At 65.7% G+C, this 18,573-nt stretch carries 20 protein-coding genes and 2 pseudogenes; 7 read left to right on the top strand and 15 right to left on the bottom strand.

Features of this window, described 5'->3' with window-relative positions; genetic code table 11:
- The 13 genes from HMPREF2924_RS17125 to HMPREF2924_RS17065 form a co-directional block, all read right to left on the bottom strand.
- The coding region (locus HMPREF2924_RS17125) for a toprim domain-containing protein (RefSeq protein WP_256567962.1) at positions 1-408 on the bottom strand (408 nt) is incomplete at its 3' end.
- A 294-nt stretch (positions 409-702) separates the two neighbouring features.
- Entirely contained in the window at positions 703-1,086 is a 384-nt protein-coding gene (locus HMPREF2924_RS17120; RefSeq protein ID WP_004362284.1) for a single-stranded DNA-binding protein, read from the bottom strand.
- On the bottom strand, positions 1,083-1,631 hold the full coding sequence (locus HMPREF2924_RS17115) for a DUF3158 family protein (protein WP_004362273.1): 549 nt from the start codon (positions 1,629-1,631) through the stop codon (positions 1,083-1,085). The genes HMPREF2924_RS17120 and HMPREF2924_RS17115 overlap by 4 nt, the downstream gene beginning before the upstream one ends.
- Positions 1,628-2,416, bottom strand: a complete 789-nt coding sequence (locus HMPREF2924_RS17110) for a PFL_4669 family integrating conjugative element protein (protein ID WP_023101517.1) — start codon at positions 2,414-2,416, stop codon at positions 1,628-1,630. The genes HMPREF2924_RS17115 and HMPREF2924_RS17110 overlap by 4 nt, the downstream gene beginning before the upstream one ends.
- Before the next feature lie 188 nt (positions 2,417-2,604).
- On the bottom strand, positions 2,605-3,357 hold the full coding sequence (locus tag HMPREF2924_RS17105) for an OST-HTH/LOTUS domain-containing protein (RefSeq protein WP_023101518.1): 753 nt from the start codon (positions 3,355-3,357) through the stop codon (positions 2,605-2,607).
- A 238-nt stretch (positions 3,358-3,595) separates the two neighbouring features.
- Entirely contained in the window at positions 3,596-4,789 is a 1,194-nt protein-coding gene (locus HMPREF2924_RS17100; protein WP_023101519.1) for an STY4528 family pathogenicity island replication protein, read from the bottom strand.
- A gap of 2 nt (positions 4,790-4,791) precedes the next feature.
- A complete protein-coding gene (locus tag HMPREF2924_RS17095; protein ID WP_016446180.1) occupies positions 4,792-5,352 on the bottom strand; it encodes a DUF2857 domain-containing protein in 561 nt (186 codons plus the stop codon).
- A gap of 17 nt (positions 5,353-5,369) precedes the next feature.
- Positions 5,370-7,028 carry a ParB family protein gene (locus HMPREF2924_RS17090; RefSeq protein WP_023093164.1) on the bottom strand — a complete coding sequence of 553 codons (1,659 nt, stop codon included), beginning with the start codon at positions 7,026-7,028 and terminating at the stop codon, positions 5,370-5,372.
- Positions 7,021-7,257, bottom strand: coding sequence for a hypothetical protein (locus HMPREF2924_RS17085; RefSeq protein WP_012584779.1), 237 nt, complete (start codon positions 7,255-7,257; stop codon positions 7,021-7,023). Before HMPREF2924_RS17085 ends, HMPREF2924_RS17090 begins: the two co-directional genes overlap by 8 nt.
- A complete protein-coding gene (locus HMPREF2924_RS17080; protein WP_023093165.1) occupies positions 7,241-8,107 on the bottom strand; it encodes a ParA family protein in 867 nt (288 codons plus the stop codon). The genes HMPREF2924_RS17085 and HMPREF2924_RS17080 overlap by 17 nt, the downstream gene beginning before the upstream one ends.
- Positions 8,108-8,147: 40 nt before the next feature.
- The gene (locus HMPREF2924_RS17075) at positions 8,148-8,366 is read right to left on the bottom strand and encodes an AlpA family transcriptional regulator (protein WP_016446183.1); all 219 of its coding nucleotides are present in this window, start codon (positions 8,364-8,366) and stop codon (positions 8,148-8,150) included.
- Positions 8,367-8,484: 118 nt separating this feature from the next.
- Complete coding sequence (locus HMPREF2924_RS17070) at positions 8,485-9,246, bottom strand: hypothetical protein (protein WP_023101520.1); 762 nt, start codon at positions 9,244-9,246, stop codon at positions 8,485-8,487.
- Between the two features lie 530 nt (positions 9,247-9,776).
- Positions 9,777-10,688: a LysR family transcriptional regulator gene (locus HMPREF2924_RS17065; protein ID WP_023101521.1), complete on the bottom strand. Its 912-nt coding sequence runs from the start codon at positions 10,686-10,688 to the stop codon at positions 9,777-9,779.
- Positions 10,689-10,921: 233 nt separating this feature from the next.
- Here HMPREF2924_RS17065 and HMPREF2924_RS34450 point away from each other — a divergent pair, with 233 nt between their 5' ends.
- Positions 10,922-11,452, top strand: coding sequence for an ExbD/TolR family protein (locus tag HMPREF2924_RS34450; RefSeq protein ID WP_071534106.1), 531 nt, complete (start codon positions 10,922-10,924; stop codon positions 11,450-11,452).
- A gap of 66 nt (positions 11,453-11,518) precedes the next feature.
- Positions 11,519-12,427 carry a LysR family transcriptional regulator gene (locus HMPREF2924_RS17060; protein WP_023101522.1) on the top strand — a complete coding sequence of 303 codons (909 nt, stop codon included), beginning with the start codon at positions 11,519-11,521 and terminating at the stop codon, positions 12,425-12,427.
- A gap of 375 nt (positions 12,428-12,802) precedes the next feature.
- On the opposite strand, the gene HMPREF2924_RS17055 is transcribed toward HMPREF2924_RS17060, so the two are convergent.
- Complete coding sequence (locus tag HMPREF2924_RS17055) at positions 12,803-13,897, bottom strand: IS5 family transposase (protein WP_023101523.1); 1,095 nt, start codon at positions 13,895-13,897, stop codon at positions 12,803-12,805.
- A gap of 384 nt (positions 13,898-14,281) precedes the next feature.
- On the opposite strand from HMPREF2924_RS17055, the gene HMPREF2924_RS17050 reads away from it, so the two are divergent.
- Positions 14,282-15,361 carry an IS5 family transposase gene (locus tag HMPREF2924_RS17050; RefSeq protein WP_023101524.1) on the top strand — a complete coding sequence of 360 codons (1,080 nt, stop codon included), beginning with the start codon at positions 14,282-14,284 and terminating at the stop codon, positions 15,359-15,361.
- 333 nt (positions 15,362-15,694) lie between these two features.
- Positions 15,695-15,968, top strand: a pseudogene (locus tag HMPREF2924_RS36470) (IS66 family transposase zinc-finger binding domain-containing protein); the annotation flags it as partial.
- Positions 15,969-16,089: 121 nt separating this feature from the next.
- Here the strand turns inward: HMPREF2924_RS36470 and HMPREF2924_RS36995 are convergent.
- Positions 16,090-16,323: pseudogene (locus tag HMPREF2924_RS36995) on the bottom strand (IS110 family transposase); the annotation flags it as partial.
- Positions 16,324-16,667: 344 nt separating this feature from the next.
- Between HMPREF2924_RS36995 and HMPREF2924_RS17035 the strand changes: the two are divergent.
- The 3 genes from HMPREF2924_RS17035 to HMPREF2924_RS17025 form a co-directional block, all read left to right on the top strand.
- A complete protein-coding gene (locus HMPREF2924_RS17035) occupies positions 16,668-16,949 on the top strand; it encodes a helix-turn-helix domain-containing protein (protein WP_012761384.1) in 282 nt (93 codons plus the stop codon).
- A gap of 35 nt (positions 16,950-16,984) precedes the next feature.
- Entirely contained in the window at positions 16,985-17,554 is a 570-nt protein-coding gene (locus HMPREF2924_RS17030) for an Hsp20/alpha crystallin family protein (protein WP_023101525.1), read from the top strand.
- A 93-nt stretch (positions 17,555-17,647) separates the two neighbouring features.
- On the top strand, positions 17,648-18,573 hold a 926-nt coding region (locus HMPREF2924_RS17025), incomplete at its 3' end, for a Clp protease N-terminal domain-containing protein (protein ID WP_134559340.1).

Here is an 18,573-nt window from a genome sequence, read left to right as displayed (position 1 = left end):
GATCGACGCATCGTTGAGCGCCGACAGCCACAGGCGCTGAATCGGCCCGCGGTAGCCGCATAGGTCGATGATCTCGCGGGCGATCATCTCGCCCTCGCGGTCGGCGTCGGTCGCAATCACCAGCTCGCCCGCCTTGGCGACGAGCTGCTGCACGACTTTGAATTGCGCTGCGGTCGCCGCCTTGGGCTCGACACGCCAACGCTCAGGAAGAATGGGCAGTTGCTCGATGGCCCAGCGCTTGTATTGCTCGCCGTAGCCTTCGGGCGGAACCGCCTCCACCAGATGACCGATGCACCAGGTCACAACGACACCCGCGCCGCTGTAGCAGCCGTTGCCGCGTTGACCGGCACCCAGCACACGGGCGATGTCCTTGCCCTGGGACGGCTTCTCGCACAGGAACACGCGCATGAAGCCTCCTTGGAAATGTGCGGTTCATCGGATGGGCGTCAGCTTGGCGGGGCCAGGAGATGCCGGCAGCAAGGAAGTCGATTGATGCAGACACCGCTTTGTGATTGGCAGGCGGTTCGTTGCCGCAGCGGTGTGCATAGATCGTAGGAGCTGGCACAGCAAGAGCGTCGTTTCGGGAGGGCGGCTGGAACTCCGTGGACGACCTTGGAGCTATCCCCTGGGGATAGCTCGCTGGTGCATCGCGGGCGTATGACGGTTGCTACAGCCGCCCTCGGGGGAACGGCGATGGGCGAATTACTGTCCGCCGGCCGGCTTGGCGCTGAGCGCCACCGACTCGATGCGGTACGGCAGGATGCCCACGCGCCGCGCCTCGACCTTGAACGTCACGCGCTCGTTCTCGTCGGCGTCCTCCCATTCGTCGCGCACGGTGCGGCCCTCGACCAGCACCCGCATACCTTTCTGGTACAGCGTCTTCCAGTGCTCGGCGTCGCGGTGCCACAGCTCCACGGGCGCCCAGAAGCCGCCGCGATCTTCGTACTCGCCGTCCTTCTTCGGGATCGGGTTGTCGAAGTAGACGTTCAGGCGAAGCAGCCGGCGCGGCTCGTCGTTGCCGTTCGGAAATTCGCGGTAGTCCGGCGCAGAACCGATGTTGCCCTCGCCGACGAAGTGCGTGCTCATGGTGACTCCTTGGTGGTGGGTGGAACGGACGCGGTATGCCCGTGGACGCGCCGCAGGTAAGCCGCTTCGGCCTGCGCGGCCTTGTTGGCGCATTCCAGGGCTTGGCGAGCGATGCTGTGGGTCAGACTGATCTGCATGTTCAGCACGATGCGCTGCAGTTCGATCGCGTACAGCTCGTCGATCAGCGAGGCCGGCGTCGCGGGGTTGGCCAGCAGGGCCTCCCACAACGCCACGCCCATGGAGGAACGGTCGAGGTTGCGCCAGCGCAGGAAGGTCGTCCCTGCGCCAGTGGCCTGCTGGGCCAGTTGCACGTCGAGCAGACTGAATGGATAGGCGCGCGCCTGGGGCAGCACGCGCCGCTGCGCCAGGCCAATCACGTCGTCGCGCAGCGCTGCGCACTGGCTGGCCCAGGTCTCCAGACTCCCCTTACCCTTAAAAGGCTGTAAAAGGCCTTTTAGGTAGCCTGCGTGTTCCAGCCGCTGGAAGTCCGCCTGTTCCAGCGCCACGAAGCGCGTGGAGTGGCTGATAGGGGGCGATGCTGTCATGCGCCAACACCCTCATCGCCCGCCGCACCATCGGCTGCGCCACCCGTGGAAGCCTGCGCATCGGGCACGATGGCAGGCGCAGCAGGCGGCGTGCCGGGCTTGTTCGTCCGCCGCGCGATGGGTGGCGCGAAGCGCGAGCGGCGCGTGCCTTCCAGCACGTCCTGCGGCAACTCGCCGAACTTCTCCAGCGCCGCTCGCGCCGCCGCGTTCTTCGCCGCGAAGTCGTCGCGCGTCGTGCCCGAGTAGCGGTACTGCTGGGCCAGCGAGAACAGGCTGCGCAGCGCGTGCGCACCATCATTGAGCCAGCGCTCCAAGGTGCTGCGGTCGATCAGCGCCGTGTGGTGCGCCAGGATGAGTTTGCGTGCCAGGTCGTCGTAGTCGGCCAGCAGATACACCGCCATGAAGCCGAGCTGGGCGTTCACGAACAGCGGCAGCTTCACCGGCTGCACGTTCATGTTCTCGCCCAGCGACAGCGCCGATGGCACGTCGGCCAAGGCCTGATCCACCTGGTCGCGCAGGGTCTGCAGACGGGTCTTGGTGTCGGCGAGCTTGTCCTCGATCCGCAACATCCACCAGTCCGAGTACGGGTCGTCCTGCTCGGCGCCGCGCTTCATCTTGTTCATGGCGCCGATGAAGCCGTTGAGACCGATGATGCCTGGGCGCCCCTCGGTCGGCGCGCGGCCGTGCCAGATGCGCGAAGCGTGGTGCGTGTGCAGCGTCAGCGACATCGCGCTGCGCAGCGATCCGAGATTCAGTTGCAGGGGTTCTGTGCGTTCGTTGGCCATGGGAGCGACTCGCGGTGAATTGGCGAGTCGCCAGCATCGGCATCGGCCGGAAGGCTGTCAGTCAACAAACCGCAGCCCATGCGCGCCCGGTTTGTTCCGCGCGGAAGGCTGTGTGTGCCGGCTATCCCCTGGGGATAGCTCGGCGGATGTGTTCGCGGCTCGCGCGGAGGTGAGACCGCGTTGCGGGGCTATGCTTCGCGAGGTCTGTACCAGGCGGCCCGTTGCCCCTCCACCTCACGGTAGCGAAGCTCGAACAGGCGGCACTCATGCACCACCTGCCGCCAACTGCTGCAGCCGTACTTGGCTGGAAGCTGCTCGGGATGCCGGTCCGCGATCCAGCGGCCAGCGGCGGCGATGGGTGTCCAGCCCTCGACGGCCAACTGCGCGGCGGCCTCGCGCAGCGCGCGGACGATGCCGGCGGCCGGCCAGTCCACCGTGCCGTCCGGCGCGATGCCATTGACCACCAGGTCGTGGAACACATCCGACTGGACGAACTCCGCTGCCAGGCGCCGCGCCTGATCCATGTGTTCGGCCCAGCCGCGCAGCTGCTCGAAGTGTTGATCGATGCGCGTGTAGGCGGAACCGAGTTCGTCCTGTGCAACGCGGCACCCGTCCACGGTCCATAGATCGTGCTGATCGATGAAGTGGTGCACCAGAGTGTTGCGCAGCGATACCAGGTCTTTGAGGTCGGCCTGGGTGTTGGCGTAGTCCTGCGCAGACAGGCTCAGTTGCACGCGCGTGCGAAAGGAAATCACGTCGCCGGGAAGATCGTCGTCGCGTTCCTCGCCGCCATTTCCATCGGTGACGACATACGAACCAAACAGTTGTCCGACCAACGTGCCCAGGGTCTTGGTCGCGGCATCTTCAATCCGCGCTGCGCGAATGGCCTCCAGCGAATGCGCCGGGCCTGAAATCTCGTGGTGGGCCACGATGGCTTTCATGAGGCGCTCGTATTGTTGAAGGCGCAACAGGCATCTGCCCAGCAAGCGCTGAACGTCTTGCTGTAGTGGTTGCAGTGCGTTTGTGGCGGGGGAAGTCGTCGTGTCCATCGTCGGCCGGGCTCGTGCGTGGCTGTCCTCGTCTGATTCACAGGCGACAGTTTCGCCTGTCATTCGGCGGGCGACAATCGAGCGCGGCGGAAAGATGTCTGTTCCAGCTATCCCCTGGGGATAGTCAACATCAGCGATCACGCAAGGCTTCTCGGAGCTGAGCCAGGTAGGCACGTGCGACCTCGGGGTCAGCCGCACGGGATGCCGGCGGTGACGAGGGCGCAGGTGACGGGGGCGCTGGCGGTGCCGATGCACTTTCTCCGGCCCAGGCCTTGAACTCCCCGCGGATCGCCTTCTGGATGATGCCAAACAGGTAGCCGGCCGGGTTGCGTACCGCGCTGTTGTGGCAGCGTGCCGCCCACTCGTCGAGAACGGCCTGCCTCAGCGCCTCGTCCACCTGCTGCAGCGCCACCAGCGCGCCGGCCTGCTGCTCGTCCTTCAAGCGCAGGAAACGGTCCGGCAGCCGCAGGTTCTGCAAGGCCCTCGCGCGCGGTACTGTACGTACTTCATTTATACGATCATTACGTACTGTACGGTCCTCCTTCGGAATCCGAAGAGAGCCGTCCGGCGCGGGTTTCGGCCCTGCTTCGGATTCCGAAGACGGGCGCGCAGCATTCCGAAGAAGGGCTTCCTGGCCTTCTTCGGATTCGTGGTCCGCACCCTCCTGTGGATAACCTGGCGTCGTCCAGCCATGCAGCGCCATGCGCTGCGCCAGCACCTGCAGGCGGGTCGGCAGCGTGCGGCCGCTGAGCAGCGGGTCTTCGGCAATCTCCTTGAGCGTGTTCATGCCCACGATCTGCACCGCCTTGGCGGCATGGGTCAGCGCCTGGCTGACCAGACCGAGGTAGTCGGCATCGAGCTGCATCGCCTCGAAGGGCGACAGCGGTTCGTCGTGCAGCACGTAGAGGTTGCCTTGGATACGGCCGGTCTTCGGGTCGCGCCGTCGTCGCACCAGGCTCAGCCAGCGCGTCAGCCGCAGCAGCGTCAGGGCGCGCGCCACGGTCTCGTGCGATGCCTGCGCCGCGCAGGGCATCGAGGCCAGGTAGGGGCGCAATTGGTCGTAGGTGGGAAAGGCGGTCACGCCGTCGTCGTTGAGCTGCAGGCGGAACACCTGCCAGGCGTTGCGCTCCAGCGGCGTCAGGCGTCGGTCGAGGAACAGTCGGCGCGGCACGCTCTCATGGCGGTTGCCGCTGTAGAGGAAACCGTCGGCGGCCGGCGCCGTGCCCTGCGCCGGTTCCTTCGGCTCAAGGTACCGCAGCGCCTCGTCGAACAACGCCGACAGCGCAACGGGGCCTTCGCGCCGTGGTGCGCCGCCCGTGGTCATGGCTACACCAGCCCCTGGTCGATCCAGTTGCGTATCGCCGACCAGATCACCGACATGGGCAGGGTCATGGCCTCGGCCAGGTCCATGGTCAGCGCCAGCATCGCCATGTCGTCGGTCAGGGCGACATGGCGCTCGGCGACGCCGGCCTTCCAGCGCTCCCACAAGGCCACGTCCTGCGCCTCGTCGAGTACCGGATGCCGGCCCTTGCGCTTGGGCAGCCCGAGGATGTCGCGGCGCAGCGCCACTTCCTGATGCGTGAGGCCGTAGAACTTGCTGACCATCTCCGTGCTCGCCCCCAAGCGCAGCATGCGGTCCACCGTGGCGATCTCCCGCTCCACGTCGTGCACCTGGCTCAGCAGCCGCTTCAACACTTCCCGGTTCACCGATACCGAACACCACGACACCGTGGCATTCACCAGCATGCTCACGAGCTCGGGGTGTTTCAGCGCATCCAGCTCCTCCTCGCCGAAGCCCATGGCCTTGCAGCGGCGCAACTGGCCGTTGCGCAGGTCATGCAGGGCCTGGGCGATCACGGCCTGGTTGAGCGGGTGCGGTGCCGACATACGGGAGCCTCCTGCGCTCAGGAATCCTGGCTCGCTACGCCGGCTTCCAGATCCAGCAGCCGGCGCGCCAGGCGCAGCAGACGGAACAGCTTCACCAGCGCAGCATCGCTCAGGCGTGTGGCCGAGCCGCCATGGCCATGGAGCAGCGCCGCCAGCTCATCGGCCAGCCGCGCGCGGTCCAATCCGTTCGCGGCGGGCGGCGCTGCACTCAGCGCATGCAGCAGGGTCAGCACCGCCCGCGCGAACACCGGCAGCGCCTTCGCCTGGCCCACGGCCGGCGCCACGCAGACGAAGCCGATGCCGCCGTCGCTGGCCTCGATGTGGTCGGCTACCGCTGCGTCCCCGGCGATCTCGCGCGCGAATTGCGCGATGTGCACGCGCAGGCGATCCGGCACGTCCAAGCTCGGCTCGATGTACCAGACGTCCGAGATGGGATAGAGTCCGCCCGCCTGCACGGGGATCGCACGCAGCGCATCGGCCTCGAAGTCGGGCAGCTTGTCGCCGAGCTGGTCCGCGACCATCCGTTGGATGGACTGCAGGCGCTCGGTGGTCGGCGCCGGCGTCACGATGTGCCCTTGCAGGCGCTCGTCGCGCTGCCCGTGCTGCTCCTCCGGCGCCTCGGGCGGTGCAGGCGGTGTTGCTGCTGGCGCCGGAGGCGCGGCTGGCGTGGTGTCGCGCGGCACAGACGAGGCGGGTGGCTGCTGAGGCGCGGAGACCGGCGGGGGAGGTGCAGCAGGCACGACAGGCGCTGCCGCTGGCGTCGGCGCCGCCGGTTCGCTGGTCAGCGCACGCTGGCGGCTTTCGCTGTCGTTGATCTCCAGCGCCAGCGTGTCGTAGTCCGCCTCCAGCAGCTCGGCCATCTGGCCCACCAGCTCGTCCTGTACTCGCTGCGGCGAGAAGTCGTCCGGCTGTGTGTCGAACTGCGTCAGCACGTCCTGAAACAAGGTGGCGAAGTCCACGGCCACAGTGCGGCCCAGCGCCCGCCGCTCCCAGGTGCGCTCGCACGCCTTGCGCAGCACTGCGAGCCGGTCCACCTGATGCCGGCCCAATCCGCCGTACAGCAGCGTCGGGATCGCCGGCAGCAGATAGCGCACCGCATCGTTCATGCGGCTGATGTGTGACTGCGGCACCGGATAGCCGTCGGCCGTCAGCCGCCGCGCGAGTTCGCTCTGTGACAGCGCCTGGCCGCTTTCCTGCTCGTAGAACTCGCGCGCCTTCTCGATGCCCAATGCCCGCTCGATGAAGGTCAGCCCGCCGCGCAGCTCGTTCTCGGCCAGATGCCCGGTCAGCGCCACGATTTCGCCGCGCGCCGGCCACGGGCGGAACAGGCACGCAATGCGGAAGAAGCGTTCCTCCTTGGTCTCGCTCCACAACTCGCGCAGGATCGCCAGCCGCGTGTTGCCGCCGTTGCGAATGATGTAGTGCGCCTCGCCCGGCCTGCGCGTGATCGCGGGGGGCGCGTCCAGCCCGCGTTCGCGGATGGACGCCTTGATCTCCGCATAGGCCGGGTTGCGCGTCACGCGCGGGTCGTGGTCGTAGGGCCGCAACTGGTCCAGCGTCACCACCATCGGCGTGTCGGCGATGGGGTCGCTCAAGGTCGCGGCCGAAGGGCCGCTGCGCTCGAAGCCGGTGGCCAGAAGCTTGGCAGCCATGTCCTGCGGCGTCAGCTCAGCCACGGCCGTTCTCCTGCGCCTGCCGGTCGGCGCGGCGAAGTTGCGCGCGGGCATTGCGGTCGGCACGGTGGTCGCTCGCCGTCGAACTGGTGTAGATCGACGCGCAGCCTTGCTTCGTGAATTTCAGGTGCCCGCCGGACGTGCGCACCACGCGCCAGCCTTCGCCCAGCGCGAACTCGATCAGCGCGCGCAGCCGTTCACGGCCGCGCGCCAGTTCATGTGCGCTCGCCATGGCTGGCCCCTCCCGCATCGGCCCGGCCGGTGACCAGCGCGAAGCACTCCCGCCACGCGGGGAACAGCTCGCCGGCCAGCGTGCGCATGGTCTCCAGCGCCGCGGGCGCCGTGCGCCCAGCCGGCTGCCGGTACTCCACCCGGTGCACTGGCAATCCTCGTGTCGCAGCGCGCGGATAGGCTTCGATGGCCGGCACGTCGGTGCCCAGCACCTGCACGCCGGCCTGTTCCTGGAACACCTGTCGCAGCGCCTGCTGGACCAGCCGCGCGTTCGACGACACCGGATGCACACGGTTGATGAGCAGGCGCAGCGGCGGCGGCTCGATGCCCAGGTGCCGATACGGCGCGATGTCCTCGATCAGTTGCAGCGTGCCGCGCCGCAGCTCGCGCGCCGCGAGGATTTCCGGCGTCACCGGCGACAGCGCCAGGTCGGACGCCAGCACAGCCATCTCCAGCAGCACGCTGCGCGCGCCCTGGGTGTCGATCAACAGCAGGTCATAGTGCGTGCGGAAGACGGGCAGCAAATGGCGCAGTCGCAGGCGCCCATCCGGAGCGTGCAGCAGCAGCGTGTTCAGTTCACCGCGGTCGTCGTTGGAGAGCACCAGGTCCAGGCCCGCGATCGCGGTGCGTGACACCAGTTGCTCGATGCGCCGCTCGTTGAAGGCCAGCATCTCGTAGATGCCGCCGGGCGCGCGCGCGTCCAGCGTGAAGTAGCTCGACAGCGTGGGCTGCACGTCCAGGTCCAGCAGCAGCACGCGCAGCCCGGCATCGGCGATAAAGCCGCCCAGGTTGGCCGCCGTCGTGGTCTTGCCCACGCCGCCCTTGGTCGAAATGATGGACACCACCTGCATGGGCTTCTCCTCGTCGAATGGCATGAACCGAGAAGAAGCGTCAGGCGCGTTCTTTGAGGCGATCGGCGATCCACTGTTCGATCTCCACCGAGTCCCAGCCCACCGCGCGCACGCCCAGGCGCAGCGCCTTGGGGAACTTGCCTTCCTTCATCAGGCTGTAGATGTGCGCGCGCTTGAAGCCGGTCTTGGCTTCGACCTCGGCGCGGCGCAGGATGCGGTGCTCGGTCGGTGCCGCCGTGGCGGTGGTCTGCGAAGACATGAGGGTCACTCCTTAACGCTCAGTGGCGCTGATTGGCGTGACTCGCATTAAGAACGCCGCGCTGAGGAAAGACACCGCAAATGCGGCATCCGCGACCGCAGATACGGTCTGGCATCGCTCAGGAATTTGTGCTCTGCAGATTGCGCCGAGCCAGTGCGAACTTGGCCTGCAGCGTGCGCTCGGTGATGCCCATCGCGTTGCCGTGGTGCGCCACCATCGCGCTGATGATGGCTTCCTGCGTCAGGAAGCTGGAATACGGCATGCCGCTGGGCGACTTGCCCAGCAGTAGCGTCAGTAACCCGCCAACGATGTTCAGGTAGGTCGATTCGCTGCGCGGCCCAGGCGTGCTCGCACGCTCCGCGTCGGCCGTGTAGGCGGCGTGCGTCTTCAGCAGCGCCTCGTGCTCGGCGCGCAGCGTCTCGTGCACGCCCAAGTGTTCCGCCAGCCGCGCCTTGATCGCTTCCCGCTCGGCCATCAATGCGCCCACTGTGTCCAGGCTGATCGCCGGGTGAAGCGCACGCTCGATCTCATCGAACAGAAACGCCGGTTTCTCGCCGGGGTAGTAGTGCGCCATCCAGGCTTTCAGATCGACGTGCCGCACGGTCAGCGACGGGTCGTCCATCGTCAGGCCCTGCGTGTCCCGCGCCAAGCCGTCCTTGCCATACGGCAGCTCGCCGTGAGCCAGCGCATCGAAGATTCTTTCGGCGTTCAACCGCAGCATCGGCCAGCGCGGAAACTCCGTTGCCTCCGGCAGAGGCCGCTGTCCCAAGGTCGCCAGGATGCGCCGCTCGAAGCGCAGCAATCCGCTCCAGCGGATTGCCGCCTCGATCGGGCGGTAGTAGGTCTTGGCGCCATCGGCCAGGCTGCTCGACTTCGGCATATCACGCGCCTCCATTCGTCATCGCACCGAGTCCACACACACGCACCCGCCGTACAGACGACGTGCGTGGCTGTCCAGAAATCTCCGGGCGAAACGAGCAAGTGGCGAAGCGGCGAAGACCGTGGCATCGACGATGCCGCCGGTTTCGTTGCGAGATGTGCGTCTTGCCGCGCATGGCGCCATCACTCACAATTCGCAAGCCGCGAAACATGCTGTCACCAGCATCATTCGCGGGCACCATGCCTGACCCGGATAACCAGGCCAAAGTCTTTGCAGGGGAAAAGGCCCAGTAAAGCGCGATCAGCTCAACACGCCAGAGCCGATGCGCATACGGCAAGCACTGTTGCGCCGCGCGTCTTCGCTGTGACGCGACGCGATGGGCATGCAAGTCTCATCGCAGGATGCCAACCGCAAGCGCGAGCAGCCTGAGTGCAGCACGCCCGTGCACCGCGTCAATGGAACCCCGCTATGACAAAACGGGTCTGGCACCTTGACCAAAATGGCATCGCCCCAACCCGCCTGAAGCAGCCTCATGCGAGCCGTTGCGTATCCAACGGCATATGGCCGACACGCTGAGCACGGTCGATGAAGTGGCGCAGCGGCTCCGACATCGCGCCCTCGGGATGTAGCAGGTAGGTCGTCAACGCCGCCGAGTCCTCGTCCAGCGGCCGGACGATCACGTCCGCCTGCCGGCATGCCACCGCGTGCGCCGCGGTGGAAAATCCCACGCCATAGCCGGCCGCCACCAGGGCCAGCATCAACGAGTGGGTCGTCACGTACTCGGCCACGACCAGCGGTGTCTCCACCAGGCGCAGCAGGCGCTCGCATTGCCGGCTGCACTCCTGACAAACCTGCGGGTGACACAGCACCAGCGGGTAGCCCACCACCTCGTCCAGCGGTACCCGCTTGTGCGCCAGCAAGGGGTGCCGCGCGGGTATGGCCACCACCAGTGGATCTTGCCACACCGGCCTGGCGACCACCCCGGCCGCCATCTCGCCGGCCATCGCAAAGGCCGCGTCGTACAGGTCGTTGCCCAGGCCGCCCACCACCTGCGACAGCGGCGCCTCGAACAGCCGGATGCCCACTTCCGGCGCCTCCTCGCGGCACAGCGCGAGCAGCGCCGACAGCCGGGTCCGCCCGACGCCGCCGGCCAGGGCGATGCGCAGGGTGCCCCGGTGTCCCACCGCCACCGCCCGCGTCTTGGTCTGGGCTTGCTCAAGGGTCAGCAGCACGCGCCGGGCCTCCTCCAGAAACACCTGCCCGGCCGGGGTCAGGCGCACGCCGCGCGGCGTGCGCTCCAGCAGCGCCACGCCCAGGTCGGCCTCCAGTTGGCGGATCGTGCGCGACAGGGGCGACTGCTCCACATGCAGCCGCCGCGCCGCCCGGCCAAAGTGCAACTCTTCGGCCACGGCGATGAAACAGCGAAGATGGCGTAAGTTCATGTAATTCCCCCCAGAAAGTGGAGTCCATTCCTCTGGCCGTAGGGAACCGCATGAGTGCTTCCCGGTGGCGATGCCGGTCACAGAGGCTTTCCAGTTGCCGCCATCCGGCCTCAGTCGCCGGCACGAGGCGGCGAGTGTCCAGGCGAGGCCGGGTGATTCCATCGGTGTTGCCATATCACATAAAACCACGGACAATCAATAATAATTCTCATTAGTATCTGTGTCTGAATGGAGTGAAGCCGATCAAGCCCGACGCGGCGAACCTGTCCGTCACCACCCACGGCAGCGTGTCCTGGAACGACGAACGCATGGGCGATGGGCAGCTCGCGCAGCGGCTGCAGGCCTCCGCGCCGCGTCAACCGCAGCCCGAGGACTTCATCCGCGGCGACCGCTTGGTGGGCCCGCCAGCGCGTCGCCCAGGTGTTGGCGGCTACGCAGAAGTCCGGGTGTTGAAACTGAGCTTCGTGACCGACCCGGGCAGCGACCGGGGTGAGCCGAAAGACACCCTTATGAAACTGCATCGGCACGCCCGCCCTGACGCCGGCGTGTCGTCGTCGGCTGCACTGATCGCGGACACGAGCCACACGCGCGCACCTGCGCGCGGTGCCCGGCGCACCGCTGCCCGCCCTGGCATGGCAGCAGCAGGCGCTGACCATCAGCATTCAGCCCGGGCTGTGCGCCGGCCTGCTCCGCGCGTGTCGGCGACGGGCCTGCTCCCGACAGGCATGGGTGCTTCGACGCGATGCCATCGAAGGAGGTGCTGACGGGATGCGGATGTAGATGCTGGCGCCCGAGAGGCCGAACCAGTAGAAGACAAACAGGAGGTGGCCTTGGATTTCAGATTGCTGCGTTACTTCATCGCAGTTGCGGAAGAACTGCATCTGGCCCATGCAGCCGAGCGTCTGGGCATCGAGCAATCGCCTGTGTCGCGTGCGATGCGCGACCTGGAAAGCCAGCTTGGCGTGCAGTTGTTCGACCGCAGCACACGCCTGACGCGGCTGACCTGGGCCGGCCAGGTGTTCCTCGGCGAATGCCGGCGCGTGCAGGCCACCGTGGAGCAGGCAGTCAAGAGCGCCAAGGCGGCGGCACAGGGCTACCAGGGCCATCTGCGCATCGCGATCTGCGACAGCCTGGCGCAACCCCGCATCGCCACCTTGCTGGCACGCAGCCGCGAGGATGAGCCCGAGCTGGAGATTCGCGTCTTCGAGCTGCCGTTCGCGCAGCAGCTCAAGATGCTGCACAACGATCTGCTGGACATCGGCTTTGGCTTGTCAAACGCGGTGCATGATGGCCTCGTCGCCGAGCCGGTGTGGACCGATCCGCTGTCGGTGATCGTGCCCGCACGCCACCCCTTGCTGGCACACGTGCAGGTGCCGCTGCCCGAAGCCTTGAAGTTTCCGCTGGTTCTGTGCCACCCCGAGGCGGGCTCCGGTTGCCGCCACCAGATTCAGGCGGTGCTGCAGGACACGAACATGCCGCTCAAGCTGGTGGACGAAGTGACCAGCCTGGGCGTGATGCTGACCCTGGTCGGCGCCGGCTACGGCATCGGCTTCGCCATCGCCTCGCAGGTGCAGACGCTACAGCGCCCGGACATCTCCATTCGTCCCCTGGCCGGCATCCCACCGATGCTCTCCACCTACCTGCTGCGCCGCCGGGGCGAACCCTCGGAGCCCATGAGGCGGTTCATCGAGCGGGTGAAAGACGGGGCCGCGCCGGTCGATGATGAGCCGGTCCTTTGAGGACGCAGCTCGCCTGTCCGTTGCGGCCTGTGGCGTTATGTGCCGGTGGACAGATAGACTTCGGAATGAAATCCGATGCTCTGGCTGTTGATGGATGTGCTTGGCTCGCTTTGGATCACCCGCAACGGCCTGCGTTGACCAGGCCGAAGACTTGAGTCCACAATCGAGTCCATTCCGTGACGCCTGGATCGGAAAAAACGTTCGTAATAAATGAGTTAGCAGGCCGTTGAAGAACCCTGAATGAACGCGCGTTCCGCCATCGCTGGATGTTCTGGCAAGTTCATACAGTCCTCGGGTTCCACCCGGAAGGCCGCGGCGCGTGTGTTTCACCGGCATTCATGCATCCGCAAGAGGGCATTTCGACCTCTTCGCAGCTCATTGGACGCACCCCGGGCATGGCTGCGCCAGGTTGCGCAGTCGTGTGAGGTTGTAGGCTGTCATCGTCAGGGTCAGAAGCTGGTCCACCTTGTCCAGTCCTTGCACCATCACCTGACGGATCGGCCCGATGAGCTTGCCCCACCCGAAGCACTGCTCGATGCGCTTCCTCTTGCGCTGGCTGACAGCGTAGCCAGAATGTCTCGTGGTGCGCCCGTCAATGGCGCTGCCGCCATTGCGGCTCGTGTTCTGCGCAACGTGCGGCGTCACTCCGATCTCCCGGCACACCTTGACGAACCCCTTGGTGTCATATGCCTTGTCGGCACCCACCGTCACGCGCTTGCCCGGTCTTGCAACGTCGCCCAGCATCTGCGCGGCGACCTCGCGCTCGGCCGTGCCGTCCGCGGTGCTGGCCTGCACGTTGACCACCAGGCCATGGCGGTTGTCGGTCAGCACATGCCCCAGGTAGCTCGGCAGCGCAGGTGCGGCGTTGCTCTTGTGGTACAGCCGCGCGTCGGGATCCGACGTCGATTCGTGCGTGTCGTTGCTGCGGGGCTGGCCTTTCCAGTCCTCGGGTGGGCGCCCGTCGTCCGAACCGTCCTTGCGCCGCATGCTCTTGTGGCTGGCCCAGGCCTGGATCAAGGTCCCGTCCACGCTGAAGTGTTCGCCCGACAGCAGCCCGCGCTGGTGCGCCATCTCCACCGTGGCGTTGAAAAGCTCGGTCACCACATCGTGCTCGATCAGCCGGTCGCGGTTCTTGCTGAACACCGAGTGGTTCCACACCTCGTCGTCGATGGACAGCCCGACGAACCAGCGGAACAGCAGGTTGTAGCGAATCTGCTCGACGAGCTGGCGTTCGCTGCGCACGCTGTAGAGCACCTGCAGCAGCATCGCGCGGATGAGCTTCTCGGGCGCGATGCTCGGGCGACCGCCCTTGACGTCGGCTGCGTACATGGCCGCGAACGTATCGCCCATCTTGCCCAGCGCGTCGTTGACCCAGACGCGAATCGGCCGCAACGGATGCTCGGCCGGCACGAAGTCCTCCAGCCGTATCGTGCTGAACAGAGCCTCGTTGTAGCTGTCCGCTCCTCGCATCGTCGCCTCACCGTTCGTCGATCGATGGCCTCATCTTCCTGCTTTGCAGGTGAGGCGTCGATAGGTATTTCAACGGCCTGTTAGCGACCGGGTGCTGTTCCCTTCACCTCCACTGCATCGTTCCAGGGAATTCTGAGAATGTCCAAGAAGCATCGTACGTCGTTGATTCTGGTTGAGTTTTCGACACCTCGATGTTCCAGTGGGCTCCACGGAAATCCACCTTAAGCCACGACGTTTATGTCCATTTTTGTGTCCATTTTTGCGGGCACGACGGCTTCCGGATTGTTGCTAGCAGGCTGGTGAGAAACCCCGACCGCTGCTCCGGGCGCGGGTTTTGAGGCAGACTCCTGCCTCGAATCGTCTTTCTGCTTTTCCCGATTTCCCATGCGCGGCCAAGAGAATCCCCAAGCGTCGATGTTCAGCTACGTGAGCCTGGAGCAACGCGTGCCGAAGGACCACCCGCTGCGCACTCTGCGTGCGCTGGTCGACGGCATTCTCGCCAACATGAGTGCGCTGTTCGATGAGCGTTACTCGCACACCGGGCGCCCGTCGATTCCGCCCGAGCAGCTGCTGCGTGCGCTGCTCGTGCAGATCCTCTTCACGATCCGCAGCGAGCGCCAGCTCGTCGAGCAGCTCGACTACAACCTGCTGTTCCGATGGTTCGTTGGCCTGGGCATGGATGACGCGGTGTGGGACCGCACCGTCTTCAGCATCAATCGCGACCGTCTGCTCGGCACCGACGTCGCACGCCAGTTCTTCCGTCGCGTACTGCATCTTGCCGAGTGGCAGGGCTTCGTCTCCGACGAGCACTTCAGCGTCGATGGCACGATGATCGAGGCCTGGGCCAGCCACAAGAGCTTCGTTCCCAAGGACGGCAGTGGCCCGGACAAGCCTGCCGGGCGCAACCCGGAGGCGGACTTCAAGGGCAAGACGCGCAGCAACGCCACACACCAGAGCACAACCGACCCGCAGGCGCGGCTCTACAAGAAGGGCGAGTTCGCGGAAGCGAAGCTGCGCTACATGGCGCACGCGCTCTCCGAGAACCGCAACGGGCTCGTCGTCGATGTCGAGAGCACGCAAGCCACGGGACGCGCCGAGTGGGAGGCGGCGATCCGGATGATTGATCGCAGCGTGCGCAAGCCGGGCGCGACGGTGGGTGCGGACAAGGGCTATGACACGGCCGAGTTCGTTGCCGCACTCGAACGGCGCGGCATCAAGGCACACGTGGCGCGCAAGGTCAGCGGCAGCGCCGTCGATGGACGCACGGCGCGTGGCAAAGGCTACGCGATGAGTCTGCGCAGGCGAAAGATGATCGAAGAGGCCTTCGGCTGGATCAAGACGGTGGGTGGTTTGCGCAAGACGCGGCACAAGGGGCTGGAAAAGCTCTCGGGCCAGGCACTGTTCGCGTTCGCGGCGTACAACCTGACCCGAATGCTGAGCCTGATGCGAGCGGCTGCCGCGTAGAAGGGACAGATGCGTCCGCTGCCCGGCGAACAGCGGAATGCGAGGGTGAGAGAACCCTGAATCACACGCCACGGCGCACTTCCGGTGCCGGAAAAAATGATCGGAAGGACATGATCCGGAAGGATTCAAGGGTTTCTCACCAGCCTGCTAGGGCGCTGAGGTCGATGGGTTAAGCATCTGGTTCCTGACTCATGTTCAGGAGCTAGAGCATGGCACTCTCAGACTTGGTGGTCCGCCAAGCCAAAGCCACCGGCAAGGCCTACACACTTCCAGACGGACGCCGACCTTGCCGCGGCTGAGGCGCAGCTCTAGGAACTGCTGGGCAAGAAGAAGCCGCCGGCTACGCCTGACGCGATGCCTAAGCGCACCGCCTTGCCGGCGGACCTGCCGCGCGTGGACTGCCACCACGAGCCCGAGAACACCCGCTGCGCGTGCGGCTGTGCGCTCAAGCGCATCAGCGAGAAGCTGGACTACACGCCGGGCGTGTTCACGGTCGAGTGCCACATCCGCGGCAAGTGGACCTGCGCATAGGTGCCGAACGCTGACCCAGGCGCCGGTCCCGGCGGAGATCATCGCCAAGGGCATCCCCACCTCCGGGCTGCTCGCGTAGGTGCTGGTCGCAAAGGACTCCGACCATCTGCCGCTTACATGGTCGTCCCTAGGCAAGCAGGAATAAGCTGCGTGAGTGAATCGGGAGGTTTGCGTAGCTGATGGCTGGCCAGCAGCGTCTGCGCCGGCGGCTTCACCGGCACGAAGCGCATGTGCGGGCGGGTTGCCGCCTCGCAGATCGCTGCGGCATCGGCCGCACCGTTCTTGCGTCCCTTGCCGGCCATGCGGTAGGGCGTGACGAAGTGGCCTGCAATCAGCCGCGCATCCAGCCCATAGCCGCGCAGCTTGCGTGCCCAGTGATGCGCACCGCCGCAGGCCTCCAGGGCCACCAGGCAGCCGGGAGGCAGCTCCGCGCACCAGGCCGCAAACTTGTCAGCGGCCAGCGCCTTGGCAACCACCACGCGCGCATCCACCGCATGCACCTAGATAACCCGCTTGGCCAGATCCACCCCGACTCGGGCAATCTCGTTCATGGACTTCCCCTTTCACATGGCTGCAGATTGATGACTTGGGGAGCACCATCGCGGTGGCAGCCAACATTTGTTTCCTGGCTGCTTACGATTGAGTCACATCAATCGGCCAGCAGATCGCTGGATGTTGACTCTTGACTTTCGGCATGTTAGGCGCAATATCTTGCAAAGTCTTGCAAGAACTTCCTCAGGCGAGGCCGCGTGACGACGGAACTTGTGGGGGTGGTATGACAGCGCGCCAGCAGGCGATCTTCACACTCGACGAGTTGGCTGCCTACTTGAAAGTCGGCAAGCGGACGCTTTACCGGCTCGCCTCGCACGGGGAGATTCCGGCCTTCAAGGTCGGCGGGACGTGGCGGTTTCGTCAAAGTGAAATCGATCGATGGATCAATGATCAGATCCAAGCAGGCAGAAAGAAGGAGGTGATACGCACAGATGAGCAGCCAAAGTCAGCGGAACACTCCGTGTCGTCTGGGCGCGCTGTCCGTCGCCGCAGGCAAACGGAGTGAGCGAGAGTCTTCAATTTTTCTTCTGGAGGTGTGACATGGACATTGATTTCAAGAAATTGGCTCCCTGGAACTGGTTCAAGAAGGAGCAGGAAGAACAACAGAGCACTGCCTCGCTCCCGGTGCAGCGCAATGACCTGCCGGTGGCGGGTGGGCCCGTCAGTCCCATCCTGCAATTGCATCGCGAGATCGACCGCCTGTTCGACGACGCGTTTCGAGGCTTCGGTTTCCCGACGCTGGCCATGCCACGCTGGCCGTCGGACTGGCCGGGCCTGCTGAAGCCGGCGCTGGACATCCAGGAGACCGACAAGCAGTACAAGATCGCCCTGGAAGTACCCGGCATCGAGGAAAAAGACATCCAGATCACGCTCGACAACGACGTGCTGCTGGTGCGCGGTGAAAAGCGTCAGGAGCAGGAAACGAAAGACGGCGGTTTCCATCGGGTGGAGCGCTCCTACGGCAGCTTTCAGCGCGCTCTGAACCTGCCGGCCGATGCCAACCAGGACACGATCAAGGCCGCTTTCAAGAACGGCGTGCTCACGATCACGATGGAAAAGCGCGAGGCCAGTACGCCCCAGCAGGGGCGCTCGATCCCGATCAACGGCTGACGCGGGGCAGCGCGTTTTTCTCAAAAACCACAAAGAGATGAGGCACCGTGATCGGCGGTGCCTCGTCAGATCAATCTTTACAGGAGCATCAGCATGGCCAGAAAACAATGCCAAGTCTGCGGCCAGCCCGCCACGGTGCGGGTGGAAGCCAATCTCAATGGTCGCCACAGCACCATGCTGTTGTGTGACGATCACTATCGCCAACTGGTGCGCCAGCAAAAGCGCACCGTCTCACCGCTGGAAGCCTTGTTCGGCTCGCGCAGCGGGCTGTTCGAAGACTTCCTTGGCAGCGACTTCTTCCGCATCGGTGACGACGCACCGTCCATGGCGGCCGATACCGACGAGGTCGTCGATGCCTCGTTCGGCGAACCCGCGCCGGCCGGTACGGGCACCGCGCGCCGTCGCGGCAGTGGGCTCGCCAGCCGTATCAGCGAACAGTCCGAGGCCCTATTGCAGGAGGCCGCCAAACATGCCGCCGAATTTGGCCGCCCCGAAGTCGATACCGAACACCTGCTGCTGGCGCTATCCGACAGCGACGTGGTCAAGACCATCCTGGGGCAGTTCAAGATCAAGGTCGATGACCTCAAGCGCCAGATCGAATCCGAAGCCAAGCGCGGCGATAAGCCGTTCGAGGGCGAGATCGGCGTGTCGCCCCGGGTCAAGGACGCGCTCAGCCGTGCTTTCGTGGCCTCCAACGAACTCGGCCACTCTTATGTCGGGCCGGAGCATTTCCTGATCGGGCTCGCCGAGGAAGGCGAAGGTTTGGCGGCCAACCTGCTGCGCCGTTACGGCCTCACGCCGCAAGCGCTGCGCCAGCAGGTAAGCAAGGTGGTCGGCAAAGGGGCCGAGGATGGCCGCGCCGAGACGCCGACCAACACGCCGGAACTCGACAAGTATTCGCGCGACCTCACCAAGATGGCGCGCGAGGGCAAGCTCGATCCGGTCATCGGCCGCGCGCAGGAGATCGAGACGACCATCGAAGTGCTGGCCCGGCGCAAGAAGAACAACCCGGTGCTGAT

This window comes from Pseudomonas sp. HMSC063H08 (genome assembly GCF_001813645.1).
Lineage (GTDB): Bacteria > Pseudomonadota > Gammaproteobacteria > Pseudomonadales > Pseudomonadaceae > Pseudomonas > Pseudomonas aeruginosa.
This window is presented reverse-complemented; position numbering and strand designations above follow the sequence as displayed.

Excerpts from the sequence above, each read along its gene's own strand:
- HMPREF2924_RS17120 (WP_004362284.1), bottom strand. The coding sequence starts at position 1,086 with ATGAGCACGCACTTCGTCGGCGAGGGCAACATCGGTTCTGCGCCGGAC.
- HMPREF2924_RS17115 (WP_004362273.1), bottom strand. The coding sequence starts at position 1,631 with ATGACAGCATCGCCCCCTATCAGCCACTCCACGCGCTTCGTGGCGCTG.
- HMPREF2924_RS17110 (WP_023101517.1), bottom strand. The coding sequence starts at position 2,416 with ATGGCCAACGAACGCACAGAACCCCTGCAACTGAATCTCGGATCGCTG.
- HMPREF2924_RS17105 (WP_023101518.1), bottom strand. The coding sequence starts at position 3,357 with ATGAAAGCCATCGTGGCCCACCACGAGATTTCAGGCCCGGCGCATTCG.
- HMPREF2924_RS17100 (WP_023101519.1), bottom strand. The coding sequence starts at position 4,789 with ATGACCACGGGCGGCGCACCACGGCGCGAAGGCCCCGTTGCGCTGTCG.
- HMPREF2924_RS17095 (WP_016446180.1), bottom strand. The coding sequence starts at position 5,352 with ATGTCGGCACCGCACCCGCTCAACCAGGCCGTGATCGCCCAGGCCCTG.
- HMPREF2924_RS17085 (WP_012584779.1), bottom strand. The coding sequence starts at position 7,257 with ATGGCGAGCGCACATGAACTGGCGCGCGGCCGTGAACGGCTGCGCGCG.
- HMPREF2924_RS17080 (WP_023093165.1), bottom strand. The coding sequence starts at position 8,107 with ATGCAGGTGGTGTCCATCATTTCGACCAAGGGCGGCGTGGGCAAGACC.
- HMPREF2924_RS17075 (WP_016446183.1), bottom strand. The coding sequence starts at position 8,366 with ATGTCTTCGCAGACCACCGCCACGGCGGCACCGACCGAGCACCGCATC.
- HMPREF2924_RS17070 (WP_023101520.1), bottom strand. The coding sequence starts at position 9,246 with ATGCCGAAGTCGAGCAGCCTGGCCGATGGCGCCAAGACCTACTACCGC.
- HMPREF2924_RS17065 (WP_023101521.1), bottom strand. The coding sequence starts at position 10,688 with ATGAACTTACGCCATCTTCGCTGTTTCATCGCCGTGGCCGAAGAGTTG.
- HMPREF2924_RS17055 (WP_023101523.1), bottom strand. The coding sequence starts at position 13,897 with ATGCGAGGAGCGGACAGCTACAACGAGGCTCTGTTCAGCACGATACGG.
- HMPREF2924_RS17050 (WP_023101524.1), top strand. The coding sequence starts at position 14,282 with ATGCGCGGCCAAGAGAATCCCCAAGCGTCGATGTTCAGCTACGTGAGC.
- HMPREF2924_RS17035 (WP_012761384.1), top strand. The coding sequence starts at position 16,668 with ATGACAGCGCGCCAGCAGGCGATCTTCACACTCGACGAGTTGGCTGCC.
- HMPREF2924_RS17030 (WP_023101525.1), top strand. The coding sequence starts at position 16,985 with ATGGACATTGATTTCAAGAAATTGGCTCCCTGGAACTGGTTCAAGAAG.